This is a genomic window from Duganella sp. AC237, assembly GCF_979254035.1.
In genome coordinates, this window is record NZ_CEEDEW010000003.1 from 5,659,327 (window position 1) to 5,674,338 (window position 15,012).

Genomic DNA, 15,012 nt, shown 5'->3' on the forward strand with positions numbered 1-15,012 from the left:
ATCAGCCCTGCTTGATGAATTGGGAAATCGCCGTGCAATACACGTGATGTGGGTCGAGCACTTCGCATTTCAAGCCGAAGTGGGCGGCGGCGGCGGCGTAGCGGGCGGCCAGCGCCGGCGAGCCGATAACGGTGATGCCGGCGCCGCTGCCGTCGGCCGGCACCTCGCGCGCCGCTGCGGCGAACTCGGCGCCGATCAGCAAACCGCTGACGACGGCGGCGGCCTGCTGCTGCGGCCAGGTGCGCGAGACGACGCCGGCGCGCACGCGGAACAAGGTGTTCGACAGCGGCTCGTTGCGCGCGGCCTGGTTCAACCCGGTGGCGAAGCCTTCGGCGTCGCTGGTGTCGCCGGCCATCATCGACGACAGTGTGCCGCCGGCCGACAACATGGCGAACAGCTCGCCGGTCATGTAGGTGGCGAACGACTGGATCACGCCGTCGCGCAGCAGCACCCATTTGCTATGGGTGCCGGGCAACACCAGCCAGCCGTCGCGCTTGCCCAGCGCCACGGCGCCGAGCAGTTGGGTTTCTTCGCCGCGCATCACATCGACGGCGGCGCCGTTGCGGTAGCAATAGCCTGGAACGATATGGGAGCGGCCGGCCCAGGCCGGATCGGTGACGGGCGCCAGATGTTGCGGCAGCTCGGTCAGCGGCACCGAGGCGTCCAGATAGTTGACTTCCTGCCAGCCGGAGGCGCTGCCGACCATGCCGGACATGATCACCGGCACGTCGCTATCGAGGTGCATGGCATCGAGCAAGCCGTCGAGCGAGGCGCTGAAACGCTCGCGTCCGCCGACCGCCAGCATGCCCTGGCCGTCTTCGTGTTCCGCCAGGCAGTTGCCTTGTTGATCGATCAGATAGGCGCGCCGGTTGCTGGTGCCCCAGTCGACGCCCAGAATTGTCTTATCCACTAGTCAGAGTCCTTTTCTTATACTGCGAAGATGGTACAAAAATGGCTATAGTGCCGCCAATGAATTATCTCGCGCAACTGATACCAAAATAATATAGACACCCCAACGAAAGTTTAAACCTTCTCCGGAAATACGTAGCGCAGCGTAATCCGCCATGCATGCGTTTCGGCGGCGTCTGCATGGCAACCGGCCCGTTTGCGCTACGACAAGCAGTCCCGGCAACGAGCCTCCTATAGTTGAGACGCATTCACTTTCAGGAGGTTCCATGGACTGCGCCCCCACGCAACATACCAAACAGCAAGATTTCGACACCCTGGCGGGCCAGCTCGGGCTCAAGCCGCGCGACCCCTGGGTCGGCGGCAAGGTCGATTATGAATGGGATCAGCTACGCATGGTACTGGACGTGATGCCGCTGCGCCTGCCGGACATGCAGATCCTCGAATTCGGCTGCAACATCGGCGCCTCGGCCATTCTGTTTTCGTACCTGGGCGCCAAGGTCAGCGCCACCGACGATTCGGCCGACTGGGTCGCGCTGGCGCGCCTCAACGCCGCGCGCTACGGCATCGACAACATCGATTTCTCCCACGTCGCCGACTCGCGCCGGCTACCTTTCGCCGACGGCCAGTTCAACCTGATCGCCTGCAACAGCGTGCTCGAATACGTGGCGCCGGCCGAGTTGCCGGCCGTGCAGCGCGAGCTCGACCGGGTGCTGGCGCCGGGCGGGCTGATCTTGCTGACCGGTTCCAGCAACCGGCTCTGGCCACGCGAGGCGCACAGCGGGCGCTGGCTGGTCAATTACCTGCCGCGCTGGATCGACCGTGTGCTCGGCAAGTCGCTGCCACGCGGCGTCTGGCCGTGGGCGATGCGGCGCGGCTTCGGCCCCCACTACGACAATCTGGACACCGCCCACCCCGATAATTTCCTGCTGCGCTCGCGGTTGCGCGGCGGCGCCGACGTCCGCAGCCTGCAACCGGTGCTATGGCTGGCGCGCCGGCTGGGCATCGCACCGGGCATGTTGACGCCCAATATCTGCTGTTTCCTGCAAAAACACGCCCTTTCATAGGCGAACTGGAGGGTTGAAGTTGCCCGATGGATGCCTTTGGTTTAGTATGGCCGTCAACAAAATAGTCCAGGCTATCCCTTATGGCATCTCGCTCTCCGTCCCCCCGTACCCTGGCCATCGCCGGCGCCGCCGCCGTCGCGCTGGCCGTCGGCGTGGGTGTCTATCTCAACAACACGACGCCGGTGGCGGTGCCGCCGGCGCCGGTCAAGCCGGCTGAGCCGGTCGTCGCCAGCAAGGCGCCGCCGGCCAGCAAGGCGCCGCGCGCCGCCGCGCCGCGTCCGGCCGCCAGCGAACCGGCCGCCCAGGCCGAACCCAAGGCCACCCGCACCAAGGAACAAGCGTCGGCAGCGCTGATGGCGCTGCCGGAACTGCAACAATGGTCGTCGATGCTGGAGAAAAGCTCCGGCGGAAAAGTGCGCGGCGCGCTGATCGAATACGATCCGACGCCGCGCAAGCTCAACGGCAAAAGCTACTGGCAGTTCAGCTTTGTCGAAAACAGCGCCGAATCGGCGCAGCGCTGGGAAAGCTTCCTGGTCTCGTCGAGCGACGACGAGATCCTGGTCGAAGACGCCACCAACGACGAAGTCATCAGCCTGGCACGCTGGCGCCGGGAAAAGCATCCGGAAAAGCGCATCAACATCGACGGCTAGCGCTTAGGCGACCTTCTGCTCTTGCGGCGCCGGTTTCGCCGGGGTCGCCTCCACTGCGCTCGCCACCTTCCCCACCCACAGCACCGAGAACACCGTCAGCCCGGCGGCGATCCAGCCGTTCCAGCCATAGCCGAGGATGTGGCCGGCCGCGTCCGTATGCAGGGTCAGGCCGCCCAGCAAGGCGCCCACGCCGCTGCCGAGCTGCTGGATCGCCGAGTTCGCGCTGAGGAAGGCGCCGCGTTTGGACGGGTCCGGCACGGTGGTCATCAGTGCCTGCAGCGGAATGGTGCGTCCGGACACAGCCGTCATAAAGAACGGAAAGAACAGGATCACCGCGACCAGCGGCATGGCCGGCATGTGCGTCATGGACATCATCGGCAACACCGACAGCAGCGCCAGATAGCGGTACACCTTTTGCGCGCCGGCGCGGTCCGACCATTTGCCCACCATGCGCGCGCTGACCAGCGTGGCCAACCCGCCGGCAAGATACACATAGGTGATCTCGGCCGGCTTCACACCCAGGTTATTCACCAGCACCGGCGAGATGAACGGAATCACCAGCATGCCCGTCATCATGTTGACGAACGACAGCGCGAACGCCTTCAGGTGGTTGGGTACACGGTACAGGCCGATCAGATTCGGCAGCACGGCCGACAGCGGCACGCGCCGCGTCAGATGGCCCGTAATGGACGGCAAGGTCCGCGCCCCAAGGCCCCAGATCACCAGCGAGAACAGCACCAGCAGGTAGAACGGCGACGCCCAGCCGAAGTGCGCCGCCAGCATCACGCCGGTCGGCACGCCGACCACCGCCGCCAGGCTGAACGACGTCATCACGACGCCGGTGGCCGCGCCGCGCCGGTGGGCAGGAATCAGGTCGCCGATGATGGCCATGACCATCGCGCCCAACACCCCGCCGGTCACGCCGGCGAAGGCCCGCGACAGCACCAACACATGGAAATTGGGGGCGATGGCGCACGCCAGGTTGGACAAGGTGAACAGCGCGAACATCCACAGCAGCAGCTGTTTGCGGTCGAAGCGGTCGATATACATCGCCGCCAGCAGGCCGGACAGGCCGGCGCACCAAGCGTAGGCCGACACCGCGCCGGAGACGGCGGCCGGCGTGATCGTGAACGCCTGCATCAGCTGCGGCGCCAGTGGCATCATCACCATGAAATCCATGATGACGGTGAATTGGATCAGCGCCAGCAGCCACAGGACCAGGCGCTCGCGCGCCGGGGCCAGGGTGAGCGCGGCAGGAGTGGTCATGCTCACTCCAGCGCCAGGATCTCGGCCGTCGTGCGGCGCAGGATCGCCCGGATGTGCTCCAGTTTGGCGGCACTCGGATGGTTTTCCTGTCCCTGGGCGATGACAGCGTGCTTGAGCTCGTGCATGATCGTGCGCAAGTCGTCGCGCGACTCGGCCGGATCGCTCATGCGGGCCACGATGGCATCGACGAACTGGCGGTTCTCGGCCAGGAAGGCCTCGCCTTCCGGCGTGATCGCGTGCAGCTTCTTGTTGCCGTCGGGCGTGGCGGCGACATGGCCCATATCGAGCAGCATCGACAGCAGCGGATAGATGGCGCCCGGGCTGGGCGTATAGCCGCCGCCGGAACGCTGCTCCAGCTCCTTGATGATCTCGTAGCCGTGGCGCGGCTTTTCCGAAATCAGTTGCAACACGATATAGCGCATGGCGCCGGCATCGAACATTTTTGGACCGCGGCCGCGGCCGCCGCCACCGCCGTGATGCGGACCATGTGCCGCATGGGGATGGTGTGAATGATGTGAGAATCGAAACATTTGGAACTCCTTCTTCAGATATAACAAGTTAAGATATAACTTATTAAGATATATCTTAGCGTATTTTTGGAAGACTTCAAGTTTCGATTTGTAACAGGCGAAAAAAAAGCAGACCATAACGGCCTGCCTTTGGGTTGCTGCCGTTTCGCGGTCAGCTGTCGAGGTGGGAAATCAGCAGGCGCCGGTTGTCGGTTTCGCCGCTCTTGGCTTTTTGCTGCACCACCACGCGCGAGTTCTGCGTGTCGAGCGAGATGCCCACCGACAGGATGTCGATCAGCAGCAGCTGCAAGATGCGCGAGATCATCGACAGGAACGTTGTGCTGTCCTCCGTGTGATCGACCGCCAGGCAGACGCTGGCCTTCTTCGCCAGCGGCGAGTTGCTGGCGGTGATGGCGATGACGTCGGCACCCGCCGCGCGCGCCGCGTCGACCGCTTCGAGCAGGTCCGGCAGCTTGCCCGAATTGGAAATGGCGATCACCACGTCGCCCGGATTGAGCAGCTCGGCCGCCAACGTCAACAAGTGCGAATCGCCGTAGGCCGACGTCGGAATGCGGAAGCGGAAGAACTTGTGCTGGCCATCCAGCGCCACCACGCGCGAATTCCCCATCGCGTAAAACTCGACCCGCTTGGCCTTGGCCACCAGCGCGATCGCCTTGTCCAGCGAGCGCACGTCCAGCTGGTCGCGGAATTTCAGAATCGCGGAAACAGTATTGTCGATGACCTTGGCGCTCAAGTCGTGCGTGCTGTCGCTGACGCGCACCTGGCTGTGACGCACCGGTATCGCGCCCGTCAGGCTGCTGGCGAACTTCAGTTTGAAATCGGCCAGGCCGAGGAAACCGAGCGAGCGGCAGAAACGGATCACCGTCGGCTGGCTCACTTCCGCCAGGCGCGCGATGTCGGCGATCGGCTCGTTGAGCACAAGGCGCGGCTGCTCCAGCACCAGCTGCGCCACGCGCTGCTCGGCCGGCGTCAGCTCGTGCTGCAGATGCTGCACGCGCTCCATCAACGTATTGGCGCCGCTGCGTCCGCGCAGGTGCTCGGACAAGATCGTCGCCACGCCGTAGAAGGCCGGATTCGGCGTCGTGATGACGTACGTCGGAATCTCCGACAGGTAGCTGGTGAAGCGGCCCTTGGCCTCGAAGCGCGAACGGAACGGCGACGAGGCGAACCACTCCCCCATGCGCGGCACGATGCCGCCGCCGATGAACATGCCGCCGAACGCGCCCAGGGTGACGGCCAGGTTGGCGGTGGCGCCGCCCAGCATCGCGCAGAAGCACTCCAGCACCTCAAGGCACAGCGGATCCTTGTCGGTCAGCGCGCCGGCCATGATCTCCTGCGAGGTCAGGTCGCGCACCTGGCGGCCATTGCGCTTGGCGATGGCGCGGTAGATGATTTCCATGCCGGGGCCGGAGATCAGGCGCTCGGTCGAGACGTGCGACCAGGTCTGCCACGCGTACTGCAGGATCGAATATTCGCGTTCGTCGGCCGGGGCGAAGTTGGTGTGGCCGCCCTCGGAGCCGAGCGTGACAAAGCCGTCGACGGTCGGGATCACGCCCGAGACGCCAAGGCCCGTGCCCGGTCCCAGCACGCCGATGACGGAGTTCGAGGCCGGCTTGCCGCCGCCCACCTGCATCAGATCCGCCGGTTTCAGGCCCGGCAACGACATCGCCAGCGCCGTGAAGTCGTTCACCACTAATAAAGTGTGCAGGCCAAGCGCGCGCCGCACTTCGTCGGTGGAGAATTCCCAATCGCGGTTGGTCATGCGCACATGGTCGCCGCTGACCGGATTGGCCACCGCCAGCGCGGCGTGGTTCAAGGTGATGTCGGCGTGGTCGGACAGGTACGATCGCAGCATGGCGACGATGTCGCTAAAGTCGTCGCACTTGAGCACACGCACGGCGCGGAATTCGCCGGGGGCCGTTTGCAAAGCGAAGCGCGCGTGCGTCGCGCCGATGTCGGCCAGCAGGCGCGGGCCGTCGGCGAACGCCGTGCGGTTGAGTTTTTGGTCTACTTCAGCTTGTTTCATCGTTCGATTCAGTCAAAACAGTTGGCGGAAGCATACCCGAAATATCTGGTGTTAAGAAGTAAAGGCGTTAAACCAAGCCCCGTCTTGCGATACGCTTGCGTCGCGTCTTAGGGGTCGGACCCAGTGGGGTCCGACCCCGCATGGCCGTCCGGGTTAGCTGCGAGCGTAGCCGAACCAGGCGCCGAAGGCCGGCAATTGCACCTGGCTGGCGTCCACCGTTCCAGGCAGGTCGTAACCTTCCATCTGTTCGGCGCCCGCTACTTGCGGTAACGTGAAGCTGACCGGTTCCCCGCCAAGATTGAACACAGCGATGATCCCGCGCTCGCCGTCGGCATCGCGTCGCAGCGCCAGCACCGGCTCCGGCGTGTCGAAGAACTGGATGCCGCCGCGCGTGAGCTGCGGCAGCTTGCGGCGCCAGGCGATGAACTTGCGCGTGAACGCCAGCGACGATTCGGCATCCGATTCCTGCACCGCCGCCGCCTTGGCGATATGGTCCGGCGACACCGGCAGCCATGGCTTGCCGGTGGTGAAGCCGCCATCGGCTTCTCCGGTCCACGCCATCGGCGTGCGGCAGCCGTCGCGGCCCTTGAACTCCGGCCAGAAGGTGATGCCGTACGGGTCCTGCAGCAGTTCGAACGGCACGTCCGCCTCGGCGAACGCCAGCTCGTCGCCCTGGTACAGGCACGGCGTGCCTTTGAGGGACAACTGCATCGCCAGGATCATCTTGGCGAACGCCTTCGGCGCGCCCGGCCCGCCCCAGCGCGTGGCGACGCGCTGCACGTCGTGGTTACCGACCGACCACGAGGCCCAGCCGCCCTTCACGCGCGCCTCGAACTGCTCTACCTGTTTGCGGATGTAGTGCGACGAACAGGTAGGCACCAGCAAGTTGAAGCTGTAGGCCATGTGCAGCTTGTCGCCGCCGGCGGTGTATTCGGCCATGACAGCGAGCGAATCGTCGGCGCCCACTTCGCCGATCGACACCGCCTGGTATTCGTTCAGCAGGGTGCGCAGCTTTTGCAGGAACGGCAGGTTCTCCGGACGGCTCTTGTCGTAGACGTGGGCCTGCATGCCGTATGGGTTCACGTCCGACACGGTGGCGGTGTCGCGGTTGACGGCCGGCGGATTGCTGCGCAGCTCAGGATCGTGGAAGTGGAAGTTCGACGCGTCCAGGCGGATGCCGTCGACGCCGCGTTCGAGCCAGAAGCGCAGCGCGTCCAGGTGCGCCTGCTGCACTTGCGGGTTGTGGAAGTTGAGCTGCGGCTGGCTGACGAGGAAATTATGTAAATAGTATTGACGACGGCGCGTATCCCACTGCCACGACGAGCCGCCGAACACCGACATCCAGTTGTTTGGCGGGTTGCCGTCCGGCGCCGGGTCGGACCATACGTACCAGTCGGATTTCGGATTGTCGCGGCTCGCCCGGCTCTCCTTGAACCACGGGTGCTCCTCGGCGGTGTGCGCCATCACCTGGTCGATCATGATCTTCAGGCCGAGGCTATGCGCCTTGGCGATCATCGTGTCGAAGTCGGCCAGCGTGCCGAACATCGGATCGACGTCGCAGTAGTCGGAAATGTCGTAGCCGAAGTCCTTCATCGGCGATTTGAAAAATGGCGAAATCCAGACGATGTCCACGCCCAGCGATGCGATATAGTCCAGCTTTGCCGTAATCCCGGGCATGTCGCCGATGCCGTCGCCGTTGGTGTCGAAGAAACTACGCGGGTAAACCTGGTAGATGATGGCCTCGCGATACCAGTCTTTAATGTGCGGGGAAACTTGAGTTAGTTGCTTAGTCATAAGAGAATCCGGGGTTGGCTGCGTGTCGTGGAAGGCGCGCGGATGAGTTTGTAGAGAATATACATCACGATATTGTTTTTTTCAATCGTGTACAAGATTTGGAATTATCACAATTAATTCATACAAATCAATTAGTTATGAGTTTTTATCGGAATTCATAAAACAAAAATGAGTAGTCAAACTACACAAATTTTAGGAGAAACTACGTGACCAGCAGCGCTATCGCCAACGGCAACGGGCCGATGCCCCGACAAATTCCCTACATCATCGCCAACGAGGGCTGCGAGCGTTTCAGCTTTTACGGCATGCGCAACATCCTCACGCCGTTTCTTCTAAGCACGCTTTTGCTGTTCATTCCGATGGAAGACCGCACCGCCGAGGCCAAGCACGTCTTCCATACCTTCGTCATCGGTGTGTACTTTTTCCCGCTGCTGGGCGGCTGGCTGGCCGACCGCTTTTTCGGCAAATACAAGACCGTGTTCTGGTTTAGTTTGATTTACGTGGCGGGCCACGCCTGCCTGGCGATCTTCGAGGACAATCTCAAGGGCTTCTATTTCGGCCTGGCGCTGATCGCGTTCGGCTCGGGCGGCATCAAGCCGCTGGTGGTGGCCTTCGTCGGCGACCAGTTCGACCAGACCAACAAGAACCGCGCCAAACTGGTGTTCGACGCCTTCTACTGGATCATCAACTTCGGCTCGTTCTTCGCCTCGCTGCTGATGCCGGTAATGTTGCGCGACTACGGCCCGGCCGTGGCCTTCGGCATTCCCGGCATCCTGATGGCCATCGCCACGCTGGTGTTCTGGATCGGCCGCAAAAAATACGTGCACGTGCCGCCGGCCGCGCCCAATCCGGATTCGTTCAGCAGCGTCGCGCGCACCGCGTTGTTCGCCAAGGCGCCGGGCAAATCGCGTCCGGGCCTGATCGTCGCCGGCATTGGCGCGGCCGGCGCGGTGCTGTCGCTGTGCATGTCGCCGCAGTGGGGCTTTGTGATCGCCGCCTGTACCGCGCTGGTACTGTTGCTGGCGTTCGGCGGTTTCGGCGTGTCGATGCAGCTCGAGCGCGCGCGCGGCCTGCACACCGACGAAGCGGTGGAAGGCGTGCGCGCCGTGCTGCGCATACTGATCGTGTTCGCGATGATCACGCCATTCTGGTCGCTGTTCGACCAGAAGGCGTCGACCTGGATCGTGCAGGCCAACGCCATGGACAGCCCGCTGCTATCCATCTTCGGCTGGGAATTCACCCTGCTGCCGGCGCAGATGCAGGCCATCAATCCGATCCTGGTGATGCTGCTGATCCCATTGAATAACATTGCGCTGTTCCCGCTGATGCGCGCCATCGGCATCACGCCGACGCCGCTGCGCCGCATGGGCATGGGCATCGCGCTGTCCGGCGCGGCGTGGATCGTGATCGGCGCCATTCAGCTGCAAATGGACGGCGGCGACAAGGTCTCCATCCTGTGGCAATTGCTGCCGTACGCGCTGCTGACGTTGGGCGAGGTGCTGGTGTCGGCCACCGGCCTGGAATTCGCCTACAGCCAGGCCCCCGCGCCGATGAAGGGCATCATCCTGAGCTTCTGGTATCTGGCTGTCACGGTCGGCAACCTGTGGGTATTGATCGTCAATTCGGGCGTGAAGAACGACGCGGTCAGCGCGCATATCGCCACCAGCGGTATGAGTTCGATCGCGTTCCAGATGTTCTTCTTCGCCGGCTTCGCGCTGCTGACGGCAGGGTTGTTCGCGCTCTACGCGATGCGTTACAAGATGGTCGATAATTACCGCGTCGCGGCAAAATAACACTGCCGAGCGCGTGCAATCCGACTTGCACACGAGCAGGTATCCTACTTGGAAAGTGTTTTGGGTGTGAAACAATCGTCGCATTATTAGCGCATTCAAGGAGACGATCATGTCCACCCAATCCACCAAGGCCAAAGCCGCCATCGGAATCGCCGCTTTCTGCCTGTCCGCTGCCTTCAGCGCAGGCGCGCAGGCGCAAAGCAAACCGATGTCGGACAAGGATGTTGTTCAACCCACCGGCAGCACCGGCGCCACGGCCTTCCAGTCCAAGGGCGCAGCCAAGGGTGAGGCCGAGGCCAATACCGGCGCCCAGAACGGCAACGCAGGCATGCAGCCGACCAGCAAACCTGGTTTCGACAACAAGCCGCCAAAGGGTGCCAAGGCCGATTGCCACCGCCCTCAAGGCGGTGTCGATGCCTCCGGCGGCGAAAACATCGCCACCGCGCACAAGGACAATACCACCTGCACTAACCAGCCAGCGAAGAAGGCCGGCGGCAAATAGACACGGCGGCCAGGCGCTGCCGGCTGCAATCCAGGTACAGCTGGAGGTTCGTGCCGATTTGCCGCGCCTCGGCCAGCAGGACAGGATCGACCGCCAACGGCGCCACGTCGGCCTGGCGGCTGATCAGCTCATCGCGGTACACGCTGGCGAACTTCTTGTAACGCAGCTGGAATGACCAGTGAATCGACAGAAAACCGAACACCTCGGCGCACTGGCTTTGCATCGACTTGTAATTCACCACCAGATAGCGGTGCCTGGGCAGCTTGTCCAAGGTCTGCAGGATCTTCCGGTTGTACACCACCCAGGCTTTCAGATAACGCTCGCGGTGCTTGCGGCGATGCCGCGCCAGCCGAATAGATCGGTAAAAACACTTCCACGCCATGCGATACGGCCAGCTTTTTGCCCGGTATCGGTTATCGAGCAGGCCGAAGTCGCGCTTGAGCAGCGAATGCACGACCTCCTCGTAATCGCGCAGCAGCACCAGATACTTCGCCTGCGGCAGCAAGGCCGAATACGTGTCCAGCAACAGGCAGGTACGCGGCTCCTTCCAGCCCCATTGGGGGAAACTGGAATTTCTCGCGTCGATGAGGGACCGCATCTCGGCCTGCTCCCGCGCGCTCGGCGTCATCGCCTCGGGCGGATGCAGGCCGTCGGGATGAACACCTTTGTCGATCAGGATCTGCTGGTGCAGCTGGAAGAAGTCTTCGTCTTCAAAATGGCCTTCGACATTCCCAGTGCCCGCGCCCACCAGGCGTTCGCCAACCTGCAGGCCGCAATCGTGCAGCCAGTGCGTGATCAGCGAGGTGCCGGAGCGGTGCATACCGGCGATGACCAGGACGTTATTGGCCACGCCGCGTCCTTCTGCGCTTTGCGACATCAGTCTGGCCCAGCACATACTCGCAGATGCGCGCGGTGCACTCGGCGACGCCGCTGTCGCGGGTGTTGAAATACAGATCCGGTTCGGACGGCGGCTCGAACGGATCATTGACGCCGGTCAGGCAGTTTAACTTGTCGGGCGCATCGTCGGGCAGGCTGGCGCGCCGGTACAATCCCTTGGTATCGCGCCGCTGCAGTTCTTCCAGCGTGCAATCGATGAACACCACCCTCACATCCGGATAGAGCGCGACCAGCTCCTTGCGCACTTCGTCGTAAGGACTGATGGCGCTGACAATACTGACGATGCCATGCGCCGCGAATTTGTCGGCGAGGTAGCCCAGGCGGCGCAAATTCTCGCTGCGGTCCTCACGTGAAAAACCCAGGTCGGAAAATAAGCTTGCGCGATACGCGTCGCCATCGATGACTTCAACCGGCACTAACTGCAGGCCAAGCCGGTCCCTGACGCTGTTGGCAAGTGTCGACTTGCCCGCGCCGGACAGGCCGCAAAATAGCAATATCATGGTAGCCCTTGTAAATTGGAAACGACGCGGCCAAGATAGCAGCGCGCGCGCGACCCACACCCGACAATTACCGATTGATACAGGGCGTACAGTACGGCACAGGGTGTAAACGAAGCGGCAAGAAAATCCGTACACCATGCGGCTTTATGTTAATTTTTGATAAGAAGTAGATGCGTCCGAACGGTGTTTCGTATCGAAACTACAGATTCTGGAGTACCATATCCGCCAAATTTAAGGGTGATGCGCGAGTTCTGTAGTCGCACTACTCAAATCAACGGTATGGAGACGGAATATGGCTGGTAGGCGTTTGATGGCGGGTTCGTTTGGGGGCGCGCTGGCGCTGACATGTTTGGCGGCTTCGGCCGCGCCGGTGCTGGCGGACTGCGACGGCGCGTTTGCCACGCCGCTGCGTGCGGCGCCCGCCATCGACGCCCGTGCCTACTGGCTCAACCGCCAGTTGATCAAATGGCCGGGGGCGGATGCGGGCAACGGGGTGTTTAAACTCTATTATTCGGCGAATGCCTTGCTGCGCGCGGCGCCCGGTGCGCGCGTCACAGGTGCGGACGGCGAGCTGACTTTGTCGCGCTACGATGGCGCCGTGCCATCCGATGTCGCGCGGCGTTTCAAGTTTGTCGGCGACGGCGCGGTGCTGGGCGTTCCCGATGCTGCGCGGCTGCTGACGCAGCAAGTGCTGCTGGTCCGGGAAGGCGAGGACGGCGTCGTGCGCGATGTGACGTCGCTGCAAATCGCCGGCGCGCTGGACGACCTGTACGCCGGCGCCGCCAAGGTCAAGGACCTCGGCGCGACAGTCAATGGGCGCGGCGCGGCTTTCAAGCTATGGGCGCCCACCGCGCAGAATGTGGCCGTGTGCACCTACGCCAGCGGCTCGTCCAAGGCAAGCGCCATCACACCGATGGAGCGCGACGACGCCACCGGCATCTGGTCCGCGCGCGCCAACGGCGCCTATTACCAATACCTCGTCGACGTCATGACGCCCACTGCCGGCATCGTGCGCAACCTGGTCACCGATCCCTACTCGGTGAGCCTGACCACCGACTCCAAACGCAGCTACGTCGCCAACCTGAACGCCGCCAGGCTCAAGCCGGCCGGCTGGGACAGGACGCCGTCGCCGAAGAAGGTCGCGGCGCCGACCGACATGACGGTCTACGAACTGCATGTACGCGACTTCTCGATCAACGACAGCACTGTCAGCGCGGCCAACCGGGGCAAGTACACCGCCTTCACCGAAACCGGCTCCAACGGCATGAAGCACCTGGCCGCGCTCAGCCGCGCCGGCATGACCGACATCCATCTGCTGCCGGTCTACGACATCGCCACCGTGCCGGAACAGGGCTGCGTCGCGCCGGACATCGCCGCCCTGCCGGGCCTCAAACCGGACGGCCCGGAGCAACAGGCGGAAGTCACCAAGGTCAAATTCACCGACTGCTACAACTGGGGCTACGACCCGTATCACTACACCGCGCCCGAAGGCAGCTACGCCACCGATCCGGCCGACGGCGCCAAGCGCATTGTCGAATTCCGCCAGATGGTGCAGGCGCTGCACAAGGCCGGCCTGCGCGTGGGCATGGACGTGGTGTACAACCACACCTTCATCGCCGGCCAGAATGAGAAGTCGGTGCTGGACCGCGTGGTGCCCGGCTACTACCACCGCCTGAACGCGACCGGCGGCATCGAACGCTCGACCTGCTGCGACAACACCGCCACCGAAAACCTGATGATGGCCAAGCTGATGATCGACTCGGTCGAGACCTGGGCGGTGCAGTACAAGATTGACTCCTTCCGCTTCGACCTGATGGGCCACCAGCCGCGCGCCGCGATGGAGGAGTTGCAGGCGCGCGTCAACCGCGCCACGGGCCGCCGCATCGACTTGATCGGCGAAGGCTGGAACTTCGGCGAAGTGGCCGATGGCGCCCGCTTCGTGCAGGCCTCGCAGTTGTCGCTGAACGGCAGCGGCATCGGCACCTTCAGCGACCGCGCGCGCGACGCCATGCGCGGCGGTGGCGCGAGTGATGGCAGCGCCCAGATCATCGCGCAGCAGGGCTACATCAATGGCCTGGTCTACGCGCCCAACGCGCAAGCGCCAGCACGCCCGGCCGGCGACCTGCTGCAAGCGTCGGACATGGTCAAGGTCGGCCTGGCCGGCTCGCTGCGCAACTACACGATGCGCACCTGGCAGGACGAGAGCAAGCAGCTGCAGGACATCGTCTACGGCGGCAACCAGCCGGCCGGTTACGCCAGCCAGCCATCGGAAACCGTCAACTACGTCGAGAACCACGACAACCAGACGCTGTTCGACATCAACGTCTACAAGCTGCCGCTGGAAACCACCGGCGCCGAACGCGCGCAGGTGCAAATGCTGGGCGCCGCCATCAACGCCTTCAGCCAGGGCGTGGCCTACTTCCACGCGGGCTTCGACATCCTGCGTTCCAAATCCCTGGACCGCAACAGCTTCGAATCGGGCGACTGGTTCAATCGCCTGGACTGGACCTACCAGGACAATTACTACGGCACCGGTCTGCCGCGTGAAGAAGACAACGGCAAGGACTACGCGCTGATGAAGCCCCTGCTGGCCAACGCCGCGATCAAGCCCGCGCCGGCGGACATCGCCTGGTCGCGCGACGCCTTCCGCGATTTGCTGGCGATCCGTTCGAGCAGCACGCTGTTCCGCATGCGGACCTCGCTCGACATCCAGCAGCGCCTGCGCTTCCACAACACCGGATCGACGCAGGTGCCGACGGTGATCGTCGCGCACCTTGACGGCGCCGGCTACCCTGGCGCCAACTTCAAGTCGATCACGTATCTGATCAACGTCGACAAGGTCGCGCAGCGGGTCACCGTGGACGATGAAAAGAACCGCCGCTACCAGCTGCATCCGGTGCATCTGCGTCCGGGCGCAGCGGACAAGCGCGTGGCGCAAGAAGCGCGGTACGACGCCGCCACCGGCACGTTCACGCTGCCGGCGCGCAGCGCGGTGGTATTCGTAGAGTAAAAATACCCATCACCCCTCTGGAACCCAAAGCCGCTTCGATGGCGTGACCTTGCTGATCGGCGGCCTGCTGC

General features: G+C 63.4%; 12 protein-coding genes. 5 read left to right on the forward strand and 7 right to left on the reverse strand.

The features are described 5' to 3' along the window. Position 1: 1 nt before the first annotated feature. On the reverse strand, positions 2–910 hold the full coding sequence (locus AC0IYS_RS25125) for a 2-dehydro-3-deoxygalactonokinase (protein WP_471707720.1): 909 nt from the start codon (positions 908–910) through the stop codon (positions 2–4). 265 nt (positions 911–1,175) lie between these two features. Between AC0IYS_RS25125 and AC0IYS_RS25130 the strand changes: the two genes are divergently transcribed. Beyond that, positions 1,176–1,973 carry a class I SAM-dependent methyltransferase gene (locus tag AC0IYS_RS25130; protein ID WP_471707721.1) on the forward strand — a complete coding sequence of 266 codons (798 nt, stop codon included), beginning with the start codon at positions 1,176–1,178 and terminating at the stop codon, positions 1,971–1,973. An 80-nt stretch (positions 1,974–2,053) separates the two neighbouring features. Next, a complete protein-coding gene (locus tag AC0IYS_RS25135; RefSeq protein WP_471707722.1) occupies positions 2,054–2,623 on the forward strand; it encodes a hypothetical protein in 570 nt (189 codons plus the stop codon). A gap of 3 nt (positions 2,624–2,626) precedes the next feature. Here the strand turns inward: AC0IYS_RS25135 and AC0IYS_RS25140 are convergent, their stop codons facing one another. From AC0IYS_RS25140 to AC0IYS_RS25155, 4 genes are all read right to left on the reverse strand, one after another. Beyond that, a complete protein-coding gene (locus tag AC0IYS_RS25140) occupies positions 2,627–3,889 on the reverse strand; it encodes an MFS transporter (RefSeq protein WP_471707723.1) in 1,263 nt (420 codons plus the stop codon). 2 nt (positions 3,890–3,891) lie between these two features. Next, positions 3,892–4,329 (reverse strand): PadR family transcriptional regulator, encoded by a 438-nt coding sequence (locus tag AC0IYS_RS25145; RefSeq protein WP_471707724.1) that lies wholly within the window; start codon positions 4,327–4,329, stop codon positions 3,892–3,894. Between the two features lie 241 nt (positions 4,330–4,570). Then, on the reverse strand, positions 4,571–6,445 hold the full coding sequence (locus tag AC0IYS_RS25150; RefSeq protein WP_315221359.1) for a glucokinase: 1,875 nt from the start codon (positions 6,443–6,445) through the stop codon (positions 4,571–4,573). A 153-nt stretch (positions 6,446–6,598) separates the two neighbouring features. Beyond that, positions 6,599–8,239, reverse strand: a complete 1,641-nt coding sequence (locus tag AC0IYS_RS25155; RefSeq protein ID WP_471707725.1) for an alpha-glucosidase — start codon at positions 8,237–8,239, stop codon at positions 6,599–6,601. 242 nt (positions 8,240–8,481) lie between these two features. On the opposite strand from AC0IYS_RS25155, the gene AC0IYS_RS25160 reads away from it, so the two are divergent. Then, positions 8,482–10,032 (forward strand): POT-type proton-dependent oligopeptide transporter, encoded by a 1,551-nt coding sequence (locus tag AC0IYS_RS25160; protein WP_471708936.1) that lies wholly within the window; start codon positions 8,482–8,484, stop codon positions 10,030–10,032. A 109-nt stretch (positions 10,033–10,141) separates the two neighbouring features. Continuing rightward, positions 10,142–10,534 carry a hypothetical protein gene (locus AC0IYS_RS25165; RefSeq protein ID WP_471707726.1) on the forward strand — a complete coding sequence of 131 codons (393 nt, stop codon included), beginning with the start codon at positions 10,142–10,144 and terminating at the stop codon, positions 10,532–10,534. On the opposite strand, the gene AC0IYS_RS25170 is transcribed toward AC0IYS_RS25165, so the two are convergent. Beyond that, positions 10,500–11,384, reverse strand: a complete 885-nt coding sequence (locus AC0IYS_RS25170) for a sulfotransferase (protein WP_471707727.1) — start codon at positions 11,382–11,384, stop codon at positions 10,500–10,502. The two genes, AC0IYS_RS25165 and AC0IYS_RS25170, sit on opposite strands and share 35 nt — an antisense overlap. Continuing rightward, positions 11,374–12,069: an adenylyl-sulfate kinase gene (cysC, locus tag AC0IYS_RS25175; RefSeq protein WP_471707728.1), complete on the reverse strand. Its 696-nt coding sequence runs from the start codon at positions 12,067–12,069 to the stop codon at positions 11,374–11,376. Before cysC ends, AC0IYS_RS25170 begins: the two co-directional genes overlap by 11 nt. 154 nt (positions 12,070–12,223) lie before the next feature. On the opposite strand from cysC, the gene pulA reads away from it, so the two are divergent. Next, on the forward strand, positions 12,224–14,941 hold the full coding sequence (gene pulA, locus AC0IYS_RS25180) for a pullulanase-type alpha-1,6-glucosidase (protein WP_471707729.1): 2,718 nt from the start codon (positions 12,224–12,226) through the stop codon (positions 14,939–14,941). The last annotated feature ends 71 nt before the right edge of the window (positions 14,942–15,012 follow it).